The sequence below is a fragment of the Marinobacter sp. L-80 genome (assembly GCF_056859395.1).
The window spans coordinates 134,107-154,690 of the sequence record NZ_JBSXOI010000076.1; the positions used below are offsets into that span (position 1 = coordinate 134,107).

At 54.6% G+C, this 20,584-nt stretch carries 18 protein-coding genes and 1 other RNA gene; 7 read left to right on the forward strand and 12 right to left on the reverse strand.

The window, feature by feature from the left end; all coding sequences use genetic code 11:
• Positions 1–15 precede the first annotated feature (15 nt).
• From AC13E3_RS19245 to AC13E3_RS19285, 9 genes are all read right to left on the reverse strand, one after another.
• The gene (locus tag AC13E3_RS19245; protein WP_482902362.1) at positions 16–360 is read right to left on the reverse strand and encodes a hypothetical protein; all 345 of its coding nucleotides are present in this window, start codon (positions 358–360) and stop codon (positions 16–18) included.
• Positions 360–806, reverse strand: a complete 447-nt coding sequence (locus AC13E3_RS19250) for a YcgN family cysteine cluster protein (protein ID WP_069183497.1) — start codon at positions 804–806, stop codon at positions 360–362. Before AC13E3_RS19250 ends, AC13E3_RS19245 begins: the two co-directional genes overlap by 1 nt.
• Positions 803–1,096 (reverse strand): YcgL domain-containing protein, encoded by a 294-nt coding sequence (locus AC13E3_RS19255; RefSeq protein ID WP_069183496.1) that lies wholly within the window; start codon positions 1,094–1,096, stop codon positions 803–805. Before AC13E3_RS19255 ends, AC13E3_RS19250 begins: the two co-directional genes overlap by 4 nt.
• Entirely contained in the window at positions 1,093–2,250 is a 1,158-nt protein-coding gene (locus tag AC13E3_RS19260; RefSeq protein ID WP_482902363.1) for a ribonuclease D, read from the reverse strand. Before AC13E3_RS19260 ends, AC13E3_RS19255 begins: the two co-directional genes overlap by 4 nt.
• Positions 2,251–2,281: 31 nt before the next feature.
• Positions 2,282–2,884 carry a recombination mediator RecR gene (gene recR / locus AC13E3_RS19265; protein ID WP_069183494.1) on the reverse strand — a complete coding sequence of 201 codons (603 nt, stop codon included), beginning with the start codon at positions 2,882–2,884 and terminating at the stop codon, positions 2,282–2,284.
• Between the two features lie 31 nt (positions 2,885–2,915).
• Positions 2,916–3,239, reverse strand: a complete 324-nt coding sequence (locus tag AC13E3_RS19270) for a YbaB/EbfC family nucleoid-associated protein (protein ID WP_053115401.1) — start codon at positions 3,237–3,239, stop codon at positions 2,916–2,918.
• Between the two features lie 3 nt (positions 3,240–3,242).
• The gene (gene dnaX / locus AC13E3_RS19275; protein ID WP_482902364.1) at positions 3,243–5,207 is read right to left on the reverse strand and encodes a DNA polymerase III subunit gamma/tau; all 1,965 of its coding nucleotides are present in this window, start codon (positions 5,205–5,207) and stop codon (positions 3,243–3,245) included.
• A 151-nt stretch (positions 5,208–5,358) separates the two neighbouring features.
• Positions 5,359–5,455: signal recognition particle sRNA small type (gene ffs / locus AC13E3_RS19280), an RNA gene on the reverse strand.
• Between the two features lie 101 nt (positions 5,456–5,556).
• Positions 5,557–6,312 (reverse strand): 2OG-Fe(II) oxygenase, encoded by a 756-nt coding sequence (locus tag AC13E3_RS19285; RefSeq protein WP_482902365.1) that lies wholly within the window; start codon positions 6,310–6,312, stop codon positions 5,557–5,559.
• A gap of 118 nt (positions 6,313–6,430) precedes the next feature.
• Between AC13E3_RS19285 and AC13E3_RS19290 the strand changes: the two genes are divergently transcribed.
• The 7 genes from AC13E3_RS19290 (at position 6,431) to AC13E3_RS19320 (ending at position 16,462) form a co-directional block, all read left to right on the forward strand.
• Positions 6,431–7,354: a D-hexose-6-phosphate mutarotase gene (locus tag AC13E3_RS19290; protein WP_482902366.1), complete on the forward strand. Its 924-nt coding sequence runs from the start codon at positions 6,431–6,433 to the stop codon at positions 7,352–7,354.
• A complete protein-coding gene (locus tag AC13E3_RS19295; protein WP_482902367.1) occupies positions 7,351–8,166 on the forward strand; it encodes a lysophospholipid acyltransferase family protein in 816 nt (271 codons plus the stop codon). The genes AC13E3_RS19290 and AC13E3_RS19295 overlap by 4 nt, the downstream gene beginning before the upstream one ends.
• Complete coding sequence (locus AC13E3_RS19300; protein ID WP_064226974.1) at positions 8,166–9,113, forward strand: SDR family oxidoreductase; 948 nt, start codon at positions 8,166–8,168, stop codon at positions 9,111–9,113. The genes AC13E3_RS19295 and AC13E3_RS19300 overlap by 1 nt, the downstream gene beginning before the upstream one ends.
• A 236-nt stretch (positions 9,114–9,349) precedes the next feature.
• Positions 9,350–11,485: an XrtA/PEP-CTERM system histidine kinase PrsK gene (gene prsK / locus AC13E3_RS19305; protein ID WP_482902368.1), complete on the forward strand. Its 2,136-nt coding sequence runs from the start codon at positions 9,350–9,352 to the stop codon at positions 11,483–11,485.
• A gap of 102 nt (positions 11,486–11,587) precedes the next feature.
• Positions 11,588–12,961, forward strand: coding sequence for a PEP-CTERM-box response regulator transcription factor (gene prsR, locus AC13E3_RS19310; protein ID WP_482902369.1), 1,374 nt, complete (start codon positions 11,588–11,590; stop codon positions 12,959–12,961).
• Positions 12,962–13,011: 50 nt separating this feature from the next.
• Entirely contained in the window at positions 13,012–15,594 is a 2,583-nt protein-coding gene (locus AC13E3_RS19315) for a tetratricopeptide repeat protein (RefSeq protein WP_482902370.1), read from the forward strand.
• Positions 15,595–15,775: 181 nt separating this feature from the next.
• A complete protein-coding gene (locus AC13E3_RS19320) occupies positions 15,776–16,462 on the forward strand; it encodes a PEP-CTERM sorting domain-containing protein (protein ID WP_482902371.1) in 687 nt (228 codons plus the stop codon).
• 54 nt (positions 16,463–16,516) lie between these two features.
• Here AC13E3_RS19320 and xrt read toward each other — a convergent pair whose 3' ends face one another.
• Genes xrt through AC13E3_RS19335 form a run of 3 tightly spaced genes read right to left on the reverse strand, consistent with a single transcriptional unit; the run spans position 16,517 to position 20,560 of the window.
• Positions 16,517–18,067 carry an exosortase gene (gene xrt, locus AC13E3_RS19325; RefSeq protein WP_482902372.1) on the reverse strand — a complete coding sequence of 517 codons (1,551 nt, stop codon included), beginning with the start codon at positions 18,065–18,067 and terminating at the stop codon, positions 16,517–16,519.
• A 33-nt stretch (positions 18,068–18,100) separates the two neighbouring features.
• Positions 18,101–19,258: a GNAT family N-acetyltransferase gene (locus AC13E3_RS19330; RefSeq protein WP_482902373.1), complete on the reverse strand. Its 1,158-nt coding sequence runs from the start codon at positions 19,256–19,258 to the stop codon at positions 18,101–18,103.
• Between the two features lie 57 nt (positions 19,259–19,315).
• Entirely contained in the window at positions 19,316–20,560 is a 1,245-nt protein-coding gene (locus tag AC13E3_RS19335) for a carboxylate--amine ligase (RefSeq protein WP_482902374.1), read from the reverse strand.
• Between the last annotated feature and the right edge of the window lie 24 nt (positions 20,561–20,584).

Here is a 20,584-nt window from a genome sequence, read left to right on the forward strand (position 1 = left end):
TATTGTTTTCCCGATTTACTTGCGAACCAGGCGGTAACGAACCAGATCCAGTACCCAGACCAGCAACATTACCAATCCAGCCAGACCGAGATTGAACAGCGCCCGACCTGAAGCGTCGGCGTCGCCGAGAATCATTTCGTAACCGCCAAACAGCCAGGCCGGAATCCACCAGTCGGCCAGTTCCGGCGACTCCACCGGGGTAAGCAGCAAGGCCACCAGGGCGGCAAGAATCAGGGTACGAACCCCGTAAAACGGAAGGAAACGCACAAGGCTCTTCATCATGTAAAAGAACACGACAAAAGCGATGGCGTAGGCGGCCCAGAATATCCCGTAGGCCAGTTGTGCATCAGTATCAATCATTACAGGATCCAGTGAATGATGTGTTCTTCCCAGTCTTCTTCCGGCACGCGGTCCTCTGAGATGACCTTGTGGCGAATCGAAACGCCTGCCTCGTGAACGGAGCCCGGATCCCCGCTTCGCAGAGGATGCCAGTCGGCCAGCGGCCGGTCTTCAGCCAACGTTCGGTAGGCGCAGGTATATGGCAACCAATGGTAGTCGCTGACGGTATCCGGTGTCAGCACTGTGCAGCCCGGCACTTTCTTTAGCCGTTCTTCATAAACGGTGCACTGGCAGGTTTCCTCGTCCATATAACGGCAGACAAGGTCGGTGTGGTAAACCTCACCGGTGTCTTCGTCTTCCAGTTTGTTGAGGCAACACTTGCCGCAACCGTCGCAGAGAGATTCCCATTCCTGCGCCGTCATCTCATTCAGGCGTTTACGCTGCCAGAACGGCACCTGGGCAATCATGGATTGCGCTGCTCCAGCTTACGCTTGAAGTCCACCACATAGCTTTCCTGCTCTTCCGGCATCTGCAGAAAAAAGTCCTTCTCGTCGATCGCTTCCAGAACCTGCTTTCCAGTGGTTCGTGCCAGCTTACGGTCGGGTGTCAGCACGAGGTCCATGGAGTGGACCGGCTGCCCGAAGATACCCCGGAGGCTCTCGGGAAGATCCTCCCAGTTCTGGCCGCGGCGAACGAAAAGGTAGGTGTCGTTCTTCTTGCTGCTGCGGAAAACGGAAACGAACTCTCGCTCTTTCATGACTTCAGCAATTCCTCGATATCAGCGCGAACCGGCGCGAGAACTTGCGCCCGCCAGCCCTGGAAAAATTCATGTTTCGCCAGATCGGGATGCTGCACAACCTTCTCAAGACGCTTCCTGGGCGCCAGCAATTCCATCGGAATATCGGCATCTTCTGAAGCTTTCCTGAAAAGACGCTTTAACTGTTTGAAGAAGCCCTGCTGATCCCGTGACAATGGTGGCGCGATCCTCTCAAGGGAGGAATTATCCGCGGTCGCCCCCCGGCTAACAAGCTCAAGGATGGTTTCACCGTATCGGCGGACAGCGCCGGAAGGGACACCATGAATGTTGGAAAGCTCCTTGAGTGAACCGGGCAGCCTTTCCGCAATGGCAATCAGTAGAGCGTCAGCCAGCACCCTGTTCCTCGGCCGGTCCCGCCGCTGACATTCCAGTTCGCGCCAACGAACCAGTTCTCTGAGCACCCCCTGCTGCTGGGCAGAAAGCGTCCAGCCTCCGCGCAGCTTCAGGTAATGGTTGTCCGGATCTTCCTGCCCTGCCAGCTCATCGGCAAAACGAGCCGACTCCTCCACGAGGGCCGCCTCTAGCCCGCGATCACGCAATAATTGGCTAACCCACTGGTACATCGGCTCCAGAAAACGGATATCGTCGATCGCATAGCGTTGCTGGTCGTCGCTCAATGGTCTTGCCAGCCAGTCGGAGCGGGTGGCGGACTTGTCCAGCGTCTCGCCAAAAAGAGTTTCCACCAGCCTCGCGTAACCGAGGGAAAACCCGGCTCCGGCCATTGCAGCACCAATTTGAAGGTCTATCACACCGGCAGGCTCAATGTTGAGCCACTGGCGGAACAATTCCAGGTCTTCGCTCATGGCGTACAGGAGCTTAGGGGTGCCCGGATCTGCCAGTATTTCCCGGAAACGTCGGGATTTCTCCGCAACGGAAGGGTCCACCAGGCAGAACTCACCACCAAGTCCCAGCTGAACGAGGCCCGGAATCGGATAGAAGGTGTTTACCCTCTCGAATTCAGTGTCCAGAGACAGAGGTTTGCCAGGTGATCGTTCCAGCCATTGGTCCAGCGCCTGCGGCTCCCGGACCCAATGAATGCTGGCCGGGGCCGGGGGAACGTCAACAGCCATCGAGGCGTGGGCAGAAATATCCATAAACGTGCCTGGTAGGATTATTTGTTCTGGTTCAATCGGAGAGCGGCTTGCGGCCACGGAATGCGTGCGTCAGGGTAAATCCGTCAACATAGCCCAGCTCGCCACCCACCGGAATGCCATGGGCGAGCCGGGTAATCAGGATCCCCTGGCCATCAAGACGATCCGCTATGTAGTGGGCGGTAGCCTCGCCTTCCACGGTCGGGTTGGTCGCCAGGATCAGTTCCGTAACACCTTCATCGCGGATCCTTTTCAGCAGGCGTTCGATGCCGATTTCTTCAGGCCCCACGCCATCGATGGGCGACAGGTGTCCCATCAGGACAAAATAACCACCCCGGTAATCACCCGCCTGCTCGATGGCCAGCAAATCCGAGGGACTTTCCACCACACACAGCGTCCCGGTGCGGCGCTGAGGATTTTCACAGATGCCGCAGACTTCGGTGTCCGCAAAGTTCTGACAGCTTTCGCAGCGACGTACACCGGTCATGGCCTGGCTCAATGCCTCGGAAAGCCGGGTACCGCCCGAGCGGCCACGCTCGAGCAAATGGAAAGCCATGCGCTGGGCAGTTTTCTGACCAACACCGGGGAGGCAACGAAGGGATTCTACAAGCTCATCAACCAGCGGGCTGAACGCCATGAAAGGTCCTCAAACGACGGCAGGGTAAAATTCAGAACGGCATTTTGAAGCCGGGTGGCAGGCCCATGCCCGACATCATACCGGACATCTTCTCCTTCTGGTTTTCCTCAACGCGGCGAACGGCATCGTTTACTGCAGCGGCGAGAAGGTCTTCCAAGATGTCCTTTTCCTCTGACATCAGCGATGAGTCGATGTCCACTTTACGAACGTCGTGGCGGCCATTCATGGTAACCTTGACCAGACCGGCACCGGCTTCGCCAGTCACCTCTGCCTTGGCAATTTCCTCCTGGGCCTTCTGCATCTCTTCCTGCATTTTCTGGGCTTTCTTCATCATATCGCCCATATTGTTCATCATAACTTATCTCCTGCTTGTCTCGGCCGGTCGGATACTCTCTTCGACTACCCGCGCCTCGAATCGTTCAACAATAGACTTTACGACCGGATCCTGGCGAATGGACGCCTCCGCCGCTTCCTGGCGGGCCTTCCGCTGGCGTTCCTCATAAGCCGCAGGCGTGTGTGGGCCGGGATTACCGTGCTCGGTACGTAACTGAATGGAGTCGCCAAAGCGGTTTCTCAAGGCAGCGAGAATCTTTTCCTCGTGCCGGCTGTTCAGCAGCCGGGCGTGGCCCTCGTCGATTGTCAGGGTAATTACATCCCCATCCCGCGACATGGCGCCGTGACTGGCGAGATTACCGGGCATACCAACAATGTCCAGACTCCGGAAATCCCGGTGCCACACAAATTCGCCCTCCGGCACAGGCTCTTGCTCAACTGCTGGTTCTATCGCTGGTTCGGGCGCTGGCTCCGGCTCCACAAACGCGGGCTCCGGAGCCGGCGCGGGCTGATCAACCGGCTCGTCGGCGACGTCAAGTGCCGGCTCTTCCATAACCGGCGCGTCATCGCTTAGAGGGTAGTTTTCTTCATACTCTCCAGCCGCCTCGGCCTGGGCATCAAGGCTGGCCAGCCAGGAGGCATCCTCCTCCGAAACAGGCGGGGCGACCGGCATTTCGGGCTCGGGCTCAGGTGTGGGTTCCGGTTCCGGCTCTGGCTGTACGGGGGTTTGGCTGGCCTCTCGAACCGGCTCCTCAGCCACTTCCGTCGACGCCTCAGACTGTGGCTGCTGCGTTTCAGGCTGTTCTGATTCTGCTTCTGGTCTCGGCGCCGGGTCGGGCTCATCCCGTGGCTCGGAGGCCGCAGACTGACCGCCGGAGCTTATAGCGGGCGGCTCGCGCCGATCAGCCCCGGGCCGAAAGGCCAGCATCCGGAGCAGGGTCATTTCGAACCCCATCCGGGCATCCGGTGTGATGGTGAGGTCTTTCCTCCCGATCAGCGCAGACTGGTAAAAAAGCTGGGCATCCTCGGCACTGAGCTTGCGAGCCAGAGCCTGAACCTGCTCGGCATCACCGAGGGCGTTATCGGCACTGCCCGGAACCACCTGTTCCATGGTCACCCGGTGAAAGAGCGATAGCAGATCGGCGAGGATCACACTGTAATCCGGTGCAAAGTCCGAAATCCGGCTGATTTCCGCCAGCAAGGCCGGGCCGTCGCCTTCAACGAGTGCATTCACAATGCGTTCAATATCCCGCTGATCAATCGTCCCCAGCATATTACTGACATCACTGGCGGACAGCTTCTGGTTGCCAAAGGCGATGGCCTGATCGGTGAGGCTCAAAGCATCGCGCATACTGCCGTCCGCAGCCCGGGCCAGGAGCCACAGGGCCGGTTCCTCAAATGGAATTTCCTCGGCACCCAGTACATGACGCAGATGGCCTGCGATGTGCTCCGGCGTCATGCGTTTGAGATTAAACTGCAGGCACCGGGAGAGCACTGTGACCGGCAGTTTCTGGGGATCGGTCGTTGCCAGCAGGAACTTGACGTGTTCCGGCGGTTCCTCAAGGGTCTTCAGGAAAGCGTTGAACGATTGGTTCGTCAGCATGTGCACCTCGTCAATGAGGTACACCTTGTAGCGGCCACGCGTGGGCGCATACTGGACGTTATCCGTCAGCTCACGCATATCATCAACGCCGGTCCGGGACGCGGCGTCGATTTCAATCAGATCCACAAACCGGCCTTCCTGAATCTCCTGGCAGCTCGAGCATTCACCACAGGGGTTCGGGGTTACGCCGGTTTCGCAGTTGAGGCAGCGTGCAAGCAGGCGCCCAATGGTGGTCTTGCCTACCCCACGGGTCCCCGTGAACAGATAAGCATGATGAAGACGCTGGCTTTCCAGGGCGTGAATTAACGCCTGGAGCACGTGTTCCTGGCCCACCATATCCTCGAAAGTGCGTGGGCGCCATTTACGGGCAAGTACCTGGTAGCTCATGTTCCGCCAACTGCAGTGAAAAACGGGTTTAACCTTAGCACGGACAAAGATCCAGAAGAAGCAGACTTGATTCCGGAAGCGCGCTCACAAGTCCATGGCTATCAAGGATAATCAGAAGAAAAAACAGGAGAGGAGAGAAAACTGGGGGTGACTCCATCAGCGACACCCCGGCACACAATTCCACCGCTGCGGCTGCTCCCTTCCGGGCCTGACCGGGTTCACGGTTTCATGTTGCGGAGGCACCAATGGAGCCACCATAACGGCGTTCCGGGACAATTCCCCGAAAGCGGCGCGCATATTAGCAAAAGGGTTTGCACACTACAATGACAAATCAGCACGCCCGTCAGCATCATCCTTGTAAAGGCAGCGGCACTTCATCCTGGCGGAACCAGCAGGCCAGACTGTAACGAGTGCGGTTTGCCGGTAACACCTCGTGAGGAATTTCCTCGCTCATGAACAAGGCCATTCGTCCTGCCTCGGGCAACACGGTTCCGCACACTTCCTGATCGTTGTCTCGGTTGAAAACCTGAAGGGCGCCACCGTCGGCTGCCTGCCAATCTTCATTCAGATAAAGCACCAGACTCACCACCCGGGATGCCCTGCCCTTAAAGCTGTCCAGGTGTTGTTTATAGAAATCACCTGAGTGGTAGGTAGCATAATGAGTCTCGAATCGCTTCAGCCCCAGAAACAGCCTTTGATTCAGACCCTGCCGAATGGACTCAAAAAACCCGAACAGCGCGGCCTGAGGAGCTGTAATGCCTTGCAGCCAGGCAATCTTGTCGCGCCGCACCGACCGGTCACGCACCAGATCATTGCCGCGGCCAATGCCGGCTTTTTTCATGGCATCGGTACGATCCAGAATCTGCACTTCCTGTTTCAGTGCCGCCAGCAGGTTGGCCCCCAGCTGTAATCGCACATCCAGCGACATCCAACCCTGCTCACTCAGCCCCGAAGCCAGCTCATCCAGCCAGTCCTCAGGCAAGGCCGCACGTTGATCCGGCGCAGGGTCCATCAGTTGGACATCACTGCCTGCCACCGCATCCTCGGCGCTATGCAAAGGGGTGATAAGGGGATCGTGGATCGGGATGATTACCGGCGTTTCCATCGGCGGGCCTCGCGCAAAATTTGAGCGTATTTTAGGCGCAATTCTCGCCGGGGCGGGAGTTTTAATTTACTCTCTGTGTAGGCAAATACACTTAACCGGTTTCACTTAGCAGATAACCATGTCAGAAAGCAGTAACAGGCCACCGCTCTCACTGTCTCCGGGCCAATGGTCCTTCACGCGCTGGAAAACGATCGGGCAACTGGAAGCCCTTGAGGTACACCACCCCTTGTTCCAGGCCACCCTGTTTTTACAGGGCGCCCACCTGGCAAGCTTCAAGCCCCAGGACGAATCTGACTGGCTGTGGATGAGCCCAACCGCCCGCTACGAGCCTGGCCGTGCCATTCGTGGAGGCATTCCGGTCTGCTGGCCCTGGTTCGGTGATCCGGCCCGCAATGCGCCGGAAGTTCGCAAGCGTATCCACACCGACAAAGCCCACGGGTTTGCCCGCACCGCGCTCTGGAAACTGGAAGATGTCCGGGAGAACGCCCACGAGGTAGAAATCAGCCTTTCCCTGGATGCCAATGAAGATTTCAGCGATGTCTGGATTGGCCATGCGCTCGCACTGCTTACTTTCAGCTTTTCCATCCGGGGCTGCCAGCTGGCGCTGACCACCACAAACCTGGGCAAAGATCCGCTCGCCTTTACCCAGGCGCTCCATACCTATCTGCCCACCAGCGACATAACCCGCACTCGGGTGCTGGGCCTTGGAAACAGCCAGTACATCGACACCCTGGATAACTGGGAATACCGCAACCAGGAGGGGCCGGTGTACTTCGAGGGCGAAACTGACCGTATCTACGAGAGTGGCGAGCCCCTGACCATCGTGACACCCCGAAGCGGTCGCAAACTCTCCGCCGTGGGCAGCGACTCGACCGTCGTCTGGAACCCGGGCCCGGCGAAAGCAGCCAGGCTGTCGGATTTTCCGGATACGGCCTGGCAGTCCATGGTGTGCGTCGAAACCGCCAATGCCGCCAGCGATTACCGGGTGCTAAATAATGGGCAAAGCCACACATTAGGCGTATTCATTGGAAGGAAATCATGAGCCTGGCATCGTTTCTCAAAACCCGACTGGTTCCCGCGGAATTGGAGGAGCATATCAACCGCATCCGCAAACCCATCGGGAGCCTGGGCTACGACCCCTGGGGCTACAACAACGAAGCCATGAAATACGGGCTTTCGCTCACCAAACAGATCTACGAGAAATACTTCCGGGTACAGGCGCACGGCGTCGAGAACATTCCCGCTGATGGGCCCGTACTGATTATCGCCAACCACAGCGGGCAACTGCCTATCGACGGCCTGCTGATTGGCTACGCCCTCGCCTCCCGCGAAAAAGATCCCCGCATTCCAAGGGCAATGATTGAACGCTTTTTCCCGACTGTGCCCTGGCTGGGCAACCTGCTGAATGAAGTGGGCGCCGTGCTGGGCGACCCGGTCAACTGCGCCAAGATGCTCGCCAACAACGAAGCCGTAATTGTGTTCCCCGAGGGTGTACGCGGCTCCGGAAAACTCTACCAGGACCGCTACCAGCTCAAACGATTTGGCAACGGCTTCATGCACCTGGCCATGAAGTACAAGGCGCCGATTGTGCCCGTGGGCGTGGTCGGCTGCGAGGAAACCATCCCGGCCATCGCCAACATTAAGCCCCTGGCTAAGGCCCTGGGCATCCCCTACGCTCCGGTTGCCATGCCCGTGGTGCTGCCGGCAAAGGTACACCTGAACTTCGGAGCCCCAATGTACTTTGACGATCTGGAAATCCCCGAAGAACAGGTCACCGAACGCGTGGAGAAGGTAAAGGCCGAGATCAGCCGGCTGATCGACAAGGGACTGAGCGAACGAAAAAGGCTTTTCTGATGACCGAACAACGCAGACCGCACATCCTGATTACCGGCGCTGCCGGTGCACTCGCCCAACAGGTCATCGAACAGCTCAGGGATACCTGCGACCTGGTCGCCGTGGATTTCCGGGAACAGGTCTACCTGGGCGACGACATCCCCAGCTACTGCATCGATTTCAACAAGCGGGTATTCGAGGACCTGTTCCGGCGCTACCAGTTTGATGGCGTAATCCACATGGGGCGGATCATGTCCAGCCAGCTGACCCGTATGCGGCGCTACAACGCCAATGTGCTGGGCACCCAGAAACTGCTGGACCTGAGCCACAAGTACGGCATCAAGCGGGTGGTGGTGCTCTCCACGTTCCACGTCTACGGAGCGGTGGCCTACAACCCAGCACTCATTGATGAAGCAGCACCGCTCAAGAGCGCCGGACTCAGTGCCGACCTGATTGACTCCGTGGAACTGGAAAATCTGGCCAACATCTACCTGTGGCGCTACCCGGAGCTGAACATCACCATTCTGCGCCCCTGCAATATCGTGGGCCCGGGCGTGCGAAACACCATCAGCACCCTCCTGGCCAGCGAACGCGCACCGGTGTTGGCGGGCTTTTCACCCATGATGCAGTTTATCCATATCGACGACATGGCCGATGCCATTGTACTGGCGTATAAAAAACCGACACGTGGCGTGTACAACGTGGCTCCGCAGGACTGGGTGGCGTACCAGCACGCGCTCAAGCTTTGTGGCTGCAAACGGATTCAGGTGCCCTCCATCCCACCGATGATTCCGAAGATGATACTTGGCACCTTGAAGCTGAAGAGCTTTCCGTCCTATCTGATGGCGTTCTTCAAGTATCCGGTGGTGATTGACGGGCGGGCGTTTGTTAATGAGTTCGGGTTTGAGCCCAAGCGGCCGCTGAAGGAGATTTTCCGGTTTTATCGGGAGAACAAGAGGCCGGTTTGACTGTTTCCAACAAAAAGCCCCGCGCCTTCATAGCCCGATACCGAGAAATTAAGCATGCCGGCAGCGACGTAATGCTCATCAGGTGTAGTATGTAGGGACCACACTTTTCTGGCCGCATGTGTAAAGACTGCCGACACCACTAGAAATAAGTGTTCAATTTTCGTTACAGTCGACTTGCTTGATCACCCTCAATAATCCGCTCAATATAAAAGTGGATTAACTACGGGAAGCACGAGATGTTCAGGGATTTGGGCGTTATAAGCCACGGAGCAGCAGCAATCTGCTTTCTGTTGCTGGCAATTATCGTTGGCACTCGATATCTGCGGCGAAACGTCGACCGCGCGCTCTTTCTTGCGGCCATTATTTCTTTCCTATGGGCCGCGGCGCTTGTCACACAGAGCCTTTTTGGCCAGCCAGACTTTCTGATCCGTTACCTCCTTGAGCTTCTCAGGGATGCTTCCTGGTTACTGCTCCTCTTCGCGATCCTGAGGGATTCCTTTAAATCATCTGGTCTCAATACCCGCGTACGCTCCATGATGGCGCTTGGTGGCGGCGTTCTGATTGCCGGTTTGCTGGTTGTCGGCGTACTGGAGTATTTTCTGGCGCTGGAACTGCTCAGCGGCAAAGCAAAGATTCTTGGCCAAATCGGACTTTCCCTTCTCGGGCTCTCTGTTATTGAACAGATCTGGCGAAACTCCACCGGTCTCGGCCGCTCCAGCATGAAATATCTGTGCATCGGGGTCATCACCATCTTCGCATTCGATTTCTTCATGTATACCGATGCACTGCTCTTCGGCCAGGTATCGGACTCCTTCTGGAACGCCCGCGGCTTTATAAATGCCACCATGGTGCCCCTGTTTGCGGTCAACGTTATCAACACCCGAAAACAGCCGATCGAGTTCCAGCTGTCCCGAACAGCGGTTTTCCATGCCAGTACGCTTGTCTTTGCGGGCGGTTACCTGCTCTTCCTGGCTATGGGTGGTTATTACGTTCGGGCTTTGGGGGGCAACTGGGGCGAAGCACTGCAGGTTCTTTTCCTGACCATTTCCCTGGTATTCCTTGCAACGCTGCTTCTGTCCCGCCGTATCAGGGCCAGACTCATGGTTCTGATCAGCCAGAATTTCTTCGACTATAAATACGATTACCGGGAAGAATGGCTGAAAATGACTCGGGAACTGGCCGATCTCAGCAACGATCCGCCCCTCCCAGAACGGGTTATCCGAATTCTTGCCGGACTGGTAGAAAGTAACGGAGGGGCGATTTGGCTGAAAGGCGAAAGGGATGCCTATGTGCTTAAAGCATCCATCAATCTGTCGACCCCAAAACATACAATGATCGACCACGATGCAGAACTGGTGCGCTTCTTTTCAGATCGTGAGTGGATTGTCGATTTGCACGAGTACGGGGCAGACCCGGTCAGCTACAACCTGCTTGAAATACCAGACGCCATCGCGAAAACCCCTGATGCCTGGCTGATTATCCCTCTATACCTGGGCAACGATCTGTATGGCATGGCATTAGTAGGTAATCCCTACGCACGTGTTGAGCTTAATTGGGAAAACTTTGACCTTATCAAGGTCGTTGCCCGGCAAACCTGCAACCTGTTGGCCCAGGCGGATGCCCAGAACCGGCTCTCCCGAGCAATGCAATTCGAGGCGGTGAGCAAAGCCTCCGCGTTTATGGTTCACGATCTCAAAACCGTAATTGCACAGCTTTCTCTTTTGGTAAAGAACGCTCCGAAACATAGGAATAATCCCGCGTTCATCGACGACATGATCAACACCACGGACCATGCCGTTCGCAAAATGTCGGGTCTGGTGGATCATATTAGGAGACCGAGCAGCGATGATGAGAGTCAACTCAAGTTGCTGAATCTGACAGATCTCGTGACAGATCTCATCGAACACCATCAGCACCAAACCCCCGCTCCTCATCTAGAAGGCGATGCTCCGGATGTCATGATCAAAGCCGACACAGAACAACTTAGGAGTGTACTCGGCCACCTGATCCAGAATGCTCAGGACGCCACACCGAATGATGGTGAAATATCGATCACTTTGAAAATCGCCAGAGGCAACGTGGTGCTGTTTATCCAGGATTCTGGAACAGGAATGACCAAAGAATTCATTTCCAGCCAGCTGTTCAAACCGTTTGAGAGCACAAAGGGCCTAACGGGTATGGGTATTGGCGCCTACCAGGCACGAGAATATATCCGGAAGATCGGAGGCAACATTGACGTAACCAGTGAGCCAGGTCTTGGCTCCTGTTTCTCGGTGAGAATCCCTTTGGCTACCGAAAAGCCCAAAGTGGAAGACCTTAGAGACCTACAGCCGGTTTCTGTTCCGGAAGACCCGCTGCAAAGCGCCAATTAAATGCCGGCGTGGAGCTGAATTTCAAATCGACATTGCAAAGTGTCAATGTTCGGTTGAGAATCAGGTGGGTGGAAGTATCACTACAAAGGACTTGTTGCTGTTGTGACCAGACGACTCTTGATAATAGAAGACGACCCAGGCCTGCAGAGCCAGATGCGGTGGTGTTTCAGTGAAGACCTCGATGTATCCGTAGCGTCGGATAGAGAGTCTGCCCTGACGTGCCTACGACGAGAAGAGCCGGAGGTGGTAACACTTGATCTTGGCCTTCCTCCGGATCCTGGAGGAGCTACTGAAGGGTTCCGTCTCCTTGAAGACATTCTTCAGCTGGCGCCCATGACAAAAGTTATCGTAGTCACTGGCCGTGAAGACAAAGAAAACGCAGTGAAAGCGGTTGGCATGGGCGCTTCGGATTTTTACCAGAAACCGCTGGACGCCGACATACTCACCTTTGTCGTTAACCGGGCCTTCCGACTTGCCGAGCTTGAGAAAGAAAACAGAGAGCTCGGAATGCAAGGTAATGGCGCCAATATCAAGGGCATTGTCGGCTCCAGCCCACAAATGCTGTCGATCTGCCGTACGCTGGAAAAAGTAGCCCCTACCGATGTGACTACGTTAATCAAAGGTGAAACGGGCACCGGCAAAGAACTGCTCGCACGTGCTCTTCACGATCTTAGCCACCGCCGTGAAAAACCCTTCGCCGCCATTAACTGCGCGGCCATTCCTGAAAACCTGCTTGAAAGTGAGCTTTTCGGGTTCGAGAAAGGGTCTTTCACAGGGGCAACTCAATCCAAAAAAGGAAAAATTGAAAGCGCTAACGGCGGCACACTCTTCCTGGACGAAATTGGCGACATGCCCATGGCGCTGCAAGCGAAGCTTCTACGATTTCTCCAGGAACGGGTCGTTGATCGCGTTGGCTCGGTCAACCCTGTACCAGTGGACGTCCGCGTTGTATGCGCGACCCATCGTGATGTCAGGCAGTTGATAGATGGCGGTGAATTCCGGGAAGACCTTTACTACCGAATCAGCGAAATCACGTTGGATGTACCCGCCGTGAGGGACCGCGACGGTGATGCCCTCGTTATTGCCCAATCGTTGCTCAAATCGCTTGGCAAACAGATGGACCGCCCAAATCTGGCATTCAGTGAAGATGCCGTTAACGCCATCAGCAATTACTCGTGGCCCGGCAACGTCCGGGAAATGATCAATAAGGTCAAGCGGGCAACAATTATGGCCGAAGGCAAACGGGTAACGGCTGAAGATCTGGAACTGGCAGCGGATGAGCCGTGCCCGGAAAAGCAGCTGAATCTGCGACAGGTTCGGGAAAATGCTGAGCGGGCAGCCATTGTGCAAGCGTTACAGACCTGCAGTTTTAACATGGCGAAAGCCTCAAGGCTGCTCGGGGTTACCCGTCCTACACTTTACAATCTGACCGACAAATACCGAATTGAAACATCCTCCGAATCGTCCAGTGCGTGAGCACACAAGGGAATTCATAAAAAGAATCGAAAGGAAAAGGAAAAAGCGCCATGAAATCAGTGTTGAGCATCAAAGCCACCGTATTAACCGTCGCTTTATCCATTCTGCTCGCCGGCTGTGGTGGAAGCGAAGAAATGAGCCAGGAAGACATTCAGTACCTGAGCCATGTTGACCAGGCCCGGTTTTTCCGGCAGCAGGGCGAACTTAAAGCGAGCACACTGGAAGCGAGAAGTGCCGTCGACTTACAGCCCACGCGGACTGAACCCTACCTGATCATTATCAGTAACCTGCTCACAGCAGGCGACGCAAGAACAGCAGAGCGCCAGCTGGACGAACTGACCACCATAGAAGGCCTGTCCATTGACGAGCAAAATCAGAACCGCATTGCCCTGATCCGGGCGGAAGCCAACCTTCGCCAAAGGGAATTTGACGAGGCATTGGCAGCCCTGGAAACGCTGAACAATCCGGATCGCGCCCAGGAACTCGATGCAAACATAATCGAAGGCGACATTCACAGAACGCTCGGCGATTATGACAAAGCCCGGGCCGCCTATGAAAACGCCCACCAGATCGACTCCACAGCCGCCCTACCCCTTGTTGGCCTGTCAAAAACCGCCCAGAGCGAGGGTAATACCGAATCGGCCATGGAATATATCCGCCAGGCTGAAGAGGCAGACCCGGAGAACGAACACCTGTGGCTCTGGAAAGCCCAGCTAGCTCACTCCAAGGGCGAGTGGGCAGAGGCCGAGCAGGCCTACATCAAGGCACTGGAAACCATAGGTCAGTATGATGTAATGACCTTTCGCAAGTTCGAAACCATGTCGGCGCTGGTGGACGTACTGCGACAGCAAGGCAAGGCTTCCGAAGCCTTTGTTTACGAAGAGATACTCGCAAAATCAGCACCCGGCACCATCAGGAGCAACCTGATCGCCGCTCAAGAAGCCTTCGCTGATGGAGACCTGAGCACAGCCGCCAGGTATCTGGAAGAGGTACTAACCCAGTCTCCCGGCAATGAACAGGCAGCTCTCATGCTGGGTATCACCCGGTTCCGGCAGGGCCGGCCAGAAGAAGCCGAAAAAATCCTGGAACCGCTTGCCGACCTGAACGATTCGGAACAAATCACCAAACTGCTGGCAGCCACGCGCCTTCAACTGCGCGATGCCGAGGGTGCCCGGCAAATCCTCGAAACCATCGATAATCAGGATTCCGACCCAGCAACGCTGGCCCTGGTGGGCATTGCCTCACTGGCTACAGGTGAAATCAAAACCGGCGAACAACTGATTGAAAAGTCGCTGGAACTCAACCCCGACAACAACAACCTTCGCCTTCGCTACGCCAACTATCATGCGCTCCAGGGCGATCCCGCCAGAGCGATTCGTCTCTCCGAGGACGCTGTTGAACGCGAGCCTTCCTCAAACACCGCCTGGCAGATGCTGATCCGCAGCCACCTTGCAGCAGAGGACCAGGAAAGTGCGATCCAGACAGCAAATCGCTGGCTCGAAAACGCCCCCAATAGCACTCAGGCATTGGTGACGCGCGGAAATATAGCTCTTCAGGCGCAGAACACCGAGCAGGCCAAACAGTTTTTTCAGCAGGCCATCGATGCCGACTCGCAAAGCGCCGCTCCACTGCTGGCAATGGGCAGAGTAGAACAGTCCCTGGGTAACGAAGAGCAGGCCAGGAACTATTTCATAAAAGCGGCGAGGCTTGCCCCCGACAACCGCCAGGCACTGCAGGGGCTTGCTTCGGTAATGCCCAGAGAAGACATGAATCCGCTGATGCGGGACATCCGGGAAAACAATCCTGAAGCCATCGGCCCGCGTTTGATATTGCTTGAATCTGCCTTAATCGATAATGAACAAACTCTCGCAGACGAACTCACAGCCGGTCTTCTCGAACGCGAAGAACCGGACACACCGGCACCCGCTGAAGAGCTGGTTGCACAGGTCTATAGCGGCATTGCCACCCAAATGGCTCAAAGAGATCGACATAACGACGCTGCAGACATATTCGAACGTGGACGTGTGCTGTTTCCCGAAAATGAAACCATAGGACTACAAGCAGCAACTCTCCAGTTTCGGCAAGGCAATGCAACAAAAGCCCGAGACATTCTCAGCGACGTAAAACAGTCGCATCCGGATTCCCCTTCCCCATTTCTGGTAGAGGCTCGCTATTTTGAAAGCCAGCAAGAGCCGAAAGAGGCTGCCGAGCTTTATCAGCTTGCACTCGAAAAGGCACCTCAGAACGTGGGCATCATGCTAAGCCTTGCCATTACCTACCAAGGCAGCGGCCAACAAGACCAGGCCACTCCACTTTACGAAGAGATAGTGGAACGTCAGCCCGAAAACGCAGTTGCACTCAACAATCTGGCCTGGATCTATCAGGAACAAGGCAGGGACGAAGCAACCGATCTTGCTCTCCGAGCATATAACTTAGCACCCGATAACGCAGCTATCGCGGACACCTATGGCTGGATTCTATTCAACAATGGCGAGACCTCGGAAAGCCTGGCAGTCCTTCAAAAGGCCCATGAACTTGCCCCCGACTCAAAAGAAATCGCCGAGCACCTTGCTGAAGTTTACCGCGCCATGGGTAACGACGAAAAAGCCAGAGAAGTGATGAAAGAGAATTGACGAAAAAGCTAGCGCAACGCCCGGGGCATGTGTCGAATAATCTTACACCGCGAGAATAAGCGCAATTTTTTTTCATGTATTTCAAGAAGATAAACAATGGCACGCCGTATGCATAAAATTACATGCCCGCATTGCGAGCATGTTTCGCAGTCCCGTATTTCAAAGGATTTGAGGAGTAAGCATGACCAACAAAATGATACCAAGCGCTACGGCTCTCGCCATGATGGCGACACTGTCGACAGCTGCACTTGCCACCCCCACGTATAACGGGCCTACAGGCGCAGATTTCGGCACCAACCCCGGCGCAGCAAGTTCAAACGATGCCGGATACTACATCTGGAGCAGCAATGAAGGTAATGACTGGTCCGTACGTTGGACCGGTAACGCCTTCGGAGATTCAGGGTGGTATGACTGGTTTGGAACGATCAACCTTCAAAACCTCACAGATGGTTCCGTTCAGGGAATTCAGTTCGAAGGTGGCCACATTGATAACGTTGGCTCCTACGTGGACGTCGGCGGTCCGTTGGATGTTGTAACCTTCGAGGGCTATGCAGGCCCTGCATACGATGGTTTCGATTTCTCATTGACCAACCCGAGCTCAACCCAAGTTATTGATTTTTCTCTCGGAACCACATTGGTGACGGGCCTGGTGGCAGGAACAAAGGATGTTGCTGGCAAGAACATCTTTATTGGCAGTGACTTCAGCACTCCGCTTGTTCAAATCCAGGACTACGATCCGACCAATTCCGACGACAACCGTCTGGTCCAGCGCTTCGAAGTAACCCAAGTCCCCGAACCCGGTACATTCGCACTGATGGGTCTTGGCTTGCTTGGCCTTGGTCTGCGGCTGAAGAAGCGTTCAGCTTGAACCTGAATCGGCACTGAAAAATCGACACATCCTGGCCGGATGTGTCGATTTTTTTTACTTCCTCCCCGACTCACCTCCCTCAAGGCCAGCCATAATTTCATCAAGGGAAGAAGCAATCAGCTTGCGCAACGCCACCTCGGGCTCACACCCTTCGCAGGACACACCGAATGCTATCAGAGACGCATCGGTTCTTGAGTTGGAAAATCCCCACACCTGAGCCAATTTAGCCCGCAGTTCATCGGTCTCCCAATACCCCTCCACAAAGTAACTGTAGGCAATGTGGATGATCTGCCCATTATACCGATGCCTGAGCGTTACCCCCTTGAACGGCTCACCATCAGGGCCTGTGACCGAAAAAAAGGCCTCGGTATGCCACAACTCTCTATCGTAAACCCTGTTGGCATATTGAATGACTTCGGCAGACTCCCGTTGATAGTCGTAGCTGTAAACGCCTGCAAATAACGCTAAGCTCTGGGCCGACCCTTCAGCCGCAAGATCCCGATCAAAAAAAGTCCGGACATAGGTTCTGTCCGCATTTTTTATCTCCGGTTTCCAGCCCTCAAGATTATTGGCGAACAATGGGCCGTACTGTTCCCCCACCAGATTGATAGCCTGCGGCTGAGGCTCGGTTTTGATGGATTTGCTCGAACCCGGCAATGCCGCCCAGACCAACAGCGGTAAAGCAGCCGTAACCAGAATACCCGCAGGGCTGAATGGCGCCGGGGTTCCTTGCCCGCCGGATTCAGCCGGCCTGGCCGGCACCTGTTCGGCGCCAATGCCCTCCAACCGCCGGGCAATAAAGAAAAGAGGAACCAGCGTCGCGGCAAACACCCACCAGCCAAAACCGTCATGGTCCTCAATCAGACTGGTTTGCATATTGGTTTCGTAGCCCATGTAAATAATCACAAACACTCGTACCCAATTCGCAAACAGCGCCAACGCAACACCGGCGAAAAACAAAATCACCCGGGCTCGAACAGACCGGAAGTTCAGCTCGCCGTAAATCACAGACAACGACTGGCCAACAAGCAAATACCGCAAACCGGAACAGCCATTGGCCACCTCAAAAGCCCCTACGCCAATCAAGTACACAAATACACCTTCAACCCGGAATTCGATATCAAACAGGCTCAGTAAAAGGCGATTGATTTCAACGGTAATAACCTGAAGCGTCCAGGAGAGGTAATCCCACATGGGCATGGCGAAAAACAGCAGGCCCACAGGGAGTATGAAAAAGCGCACCTGCCGCCACCCCAAAAGCACCGCCAATGCGCCGAGCAGCAGCGGCACCACCATCAAATGCTGCAGCGCCTCAACCCGCAGCAGCCCGCCCAAGCCAAAAGCCAGCAAGGCCAAAGCAAAGGGAATTAACCACAGGGGGTAAAAGCCAGGAACTGGTTTAGTCATCCGGGCCGCACGCACTACCAGAAAGGCAGAAACCGCAAGCAAGAGAAAACCGTGGGAGTAGGATTCGTCGAACTTAAGCCAGCGGGAGAAAATACCCAACAGCGTGGGGAATACGAGGAATAACAGTGTAGAAAAGACAATCAATAATGACAGTAATTTCCTGAAAGAGATACGAGCGGGGGCCCATCCGGCTGCCATGTTTCAACTTCCTTTTGTTATTGAGTTAGTCCACTACAACCTGACCACCCGGTTAATTTTGCGCTTAATTCCCTGCGGCAAAGTAGTCTGGCACCGATAAGCCAGCTTCAACAGGGGCGAACGGACAAACTCGAGCGTCGTAAATGCCACTTGATCGCCCTTGAATTTTGCCTTGTAAAAGGTGTTTTTGCCATAACCCGCCAAAAGGTCATAACATTGCACATCACTATCACCGAATGCCCGGCTGATAGCGTACCCCAGATGCAGAGTACCCAGGGAAAGTTTCTTGTGAAAAGATTCATCGAAACCCGACTGAAGGTTATAGATGCGGCCGCCAGCCCGTATATCGTATAACACCGACACAATCTGATTCTTGCAAATCAACTGCGACAGATCGGGAGATTGCTCGTCACCAAGCCGCGCTAGTAACCTGAGATGAAAATCGACGGCCCGCTCATCAAAACATGGCCGGCCCCAACGTTGGTAATGAAAGCGGTTCAGGCACTCGAAAAAACCTGAGTAACCGTCAGCATCAGGCTCGTAGGGCTTGCACTCCCCTTTAAGCTCGTCTTCAAAAAAGACCTGTCTATTTATCGCCTTCAGGCGGGTATTCCTGCCAAGCTGTCGCACCCACTGCTCGAAACTGCCGTTTGTATCGATGCGGATACCCTTAGCATCACTGCGAATCAAGCTCAGAACATCCCCATTCTGAACCAGAGCTTCGCCGAAATGTCCGGCTGTTTCGTCGCGACTATCCGAAATCACGAGCTCATCCCACACAATTTCCCCAAGGCACCCAGCAACCGAATGCGCCACTTTATTCTCGTAACCACTGCGTGCAATCAACCCGACATATTCCGTTCGTACAGAAGCTCCGATACGCCAGGCATTCCCAATAAAATGCAGCCGTCGGATTTTCATTGCCCCCAATAAACGGGTTTCATGTCGGAACATAGGGGCAAGCCCTACTAGTTGCTCCGTGTCCTTCTCATAGACACCAAGCAACACAAGCTCCAGGCCGTAGGGTTCAGCCCATACCTCCCACCAGCTATATAACCAGGCCCAACTCATGAATAACGGGTCGGCACCGGAGCTGACCATTAATCTCCGCCACTCTGCCTGGAGCTGAGAAAATTCATTCTCAGTCAGCCGTTTGACCACCAGGTCCTTTGGTATTTCATGATCAGACATTAACAATACCACCCAACGTAAAAATCAGAGGTGCATCCGTATACGCGACGAGCGCACCTAAAATTTTCTCAGCTTCCTGATCATGTCTCGAAATAAAGCCCTGAAAGTACACCAGGCGGGCCTCAGATCGTCCAGCGCCCAGATAGCCCTGGAATCAGACTTGAATAATTCAGACAAATATCTGCTCAGATGCATTTCTCCCTTTTTACGCAATATCATGTAGGCACGAAAATTCCAGTCCTCATTTATAAAGCTAACATCAGGCTTGAAATTACCGCTATACCGATAATCAGAGTCCGTAAGGTAATTATAGGAAATGTAAGGAAAGTCGATATTTGAGGAAATAGCCAACTGATTTCCAGACACAGTTCTCGGATTTATTTCCATCAATTTAAGGCGCCCGTCTCTTGGGTCTTTTTTAAATTCGACGCCAACAAAACCCCGATAACCAAGTTCTTTTAACAGGCGCTGGCTAAGCTCCCTTGCTTCCTCGCACATTACAGTCTTCTGAAGTGCGCCATCCCCATATACGGGGGGGTTCTGACGCAACTTCTGCTTGGTAACCCAAGCTATCTCCTCAGAATCGTGTGACCAAAAGGCCAAATACCCAAACAGATCACTATCACCGCCAGGAATGATTTCCTGAACCATAAATTCAGAAGAATGGCTTCCTAGCGCCCCCCACTTTTCAATTAAATCATCATATGTCTCAACGACTTTGACTTTTTTTCCACCCAGTAACTCGCGACCAACATGAGCCATGCAGGGTTTTATAATGCAGGGAAATCTTAACCTGTCTTTAAATGAGGCAATGTCTTCTACACTTTTCGGATACAGCGATAAAGGGAGAGGCACACCTATTCGTTCTGCGATTGTGTACTGCTCTCGTTTGTTCAGAACGGCGTCGATCGTTTCGGGCCTTGGCACCAGAAAACGACAATATTCCTCCAATTCATGCCCGTGACGTGCCAGAAATTCATTGTGCTCATCAGAGGTCGCGAAAATAACCGGTTTTGAAGTGCTGGCTCTGGCCGCATCTTTAAGGCAGGCAATACCTCTTTCCGAACTCAGGCCAGACAGCGAAATGGGCGCAAAATCAGTGAACCTGGATACGGCACCAATCATCGGCGCCTTATCCAGAACAACACAGGGAATACCCCTGCGCCCAAGGCTTCTCACAAAGCTGAGAGTATTTATGGAACTGCCAAATACCCAGGCTGGAGGTTTATCGGTTCGTCCGGATCGCATCAATATTCTTTGAAGTTCTGAATACTCAGCATCTGACCCTGAAATCTTTTGCATTATTTACCTGCCAGAAAATAATTC

Excerpts from the sequence above, each read along its gene's own strand:
- AC13E3_RS19245 (WP_482902362.1), bottom strand. The coding sequence starts at position 360 with ATGATTGATACTGATGCACAACTGGCCTACGGGATATTCTGGGCCGCC.
- AC13E3_RS19250 (WP_069183497.1), bottom strand. The coding sequence starts at position 806 with ATGATTGCCCAGGTGCCGTTCTGGCAGCGTAAACGCCTGAATGAGATG.
- AC13E3_RS19255 (WP_069183496.1), bottom strand. The coding sequence starts at position 1,096 with ATGAAAGAGCGAGAGTTCGTTTCCGTTTTCCGCAGCAGCAAGAAGAAC.
- AC13E3_RS19260 (WP_482902363.1), bottom strand. The coding sequence starts at position 2,250 with ATGGATATTTCTGCCCACGCCTCGATGGCTGTTGACGTTCCCCCGGCC.
- recR (WP_069183494.1), bottom strand. The coding sequence starts at position 2,884 with ATGGCGTTCAGCCCGCTGGTTGATGAGCTTGTAGAATCCCTTCGTTGC.
- AC13E3_RS19270 (WP_053115401.1), bottom strand. The coding sequence starts at position 3,239 with ATGATGAACAATATGGGCGATATGATGAAGAAAGCCCAGAAAATGCAG.
- dnaX (WP_482902364.1), bottom strand. The coding sequence starts at position 5,207 with ATGAGCTACCAGGTACTTGCCCGTAAATGGCGCCCACGCACTTTCGAG.
- AC13E3_RS19285 (WP_482902365.1), bottom strand. The coding sequence starts at position 6,312 with ATGGAAACGCCGGTAATCATCCCGATCCACGATCCCCTTATCACCCCT.
- AC13E3_RS19290 (WP_482902366.1), top strand. The coding sequence starts at position 6,431 with ATGTCAGAAAGCAGTAACAGGCCACCGCTCTCACTGTCTCCGGGCCAA.
- AC13E3_RS19295 (WP_482902367.1), top strand. The coding sequence starts at position 7,351 with ATGAGCCTGGCATCGTTTCTCAAAACCCGACTGGTTCCCGCGGAATTG.
- AC13E3_RS19300 (WP_064226974.1), top strand. The coding sequence starts at position 8,166 with ATGACCGAACAACGCAGACCGCACATCCTGATTACCGGCGCTGCCGGT.
- prsK (WP_482902368.1), top strand. The coding sequence starts at position 9,350 with ATGTTCAGGGATTTGGGCGTTATAAGCCACGGAGCAGCAGCAATCTGC.
- AC13E3_RS19315 (WP_482902370.1), top strand. The coding sequence starts at position 13,012 with ATGAAATCAGTGTTGAGCATCAAAGCCACCGTATTAACCGTCGCTTTA.
- AC13E3_RS19320 (WP_482902371.1), top strand. The coding sequence starts at position 15,776 with ATGACCAACAAAATGATACCAAGCGCTACGGCTCTCGCCATGATGGCG.
- xrt (WP_482902372.1), bottom strand. The coding sequence starts at position 18,067 with ATGGCAGCCGGATGGGCCCCCGCTCGTATCTCTTTCAGGAAATTACTG.
- AC13E3_RS19330 (WP_482902373.1), bottom strand. The coding sequence starts at position 19,258 with ATGTCTGATCATGAAATACCAAAGGACCTGGTGGTCAAACGGCTGACT.
- AC13E3_RS19335 (WP_482902374.1), bottom strand. The coding sequence starts at position 20,560 with ATGCAAAAGATTTCAGGGTCAGATGCTGAGTATTCAGAACTTCAAAGA.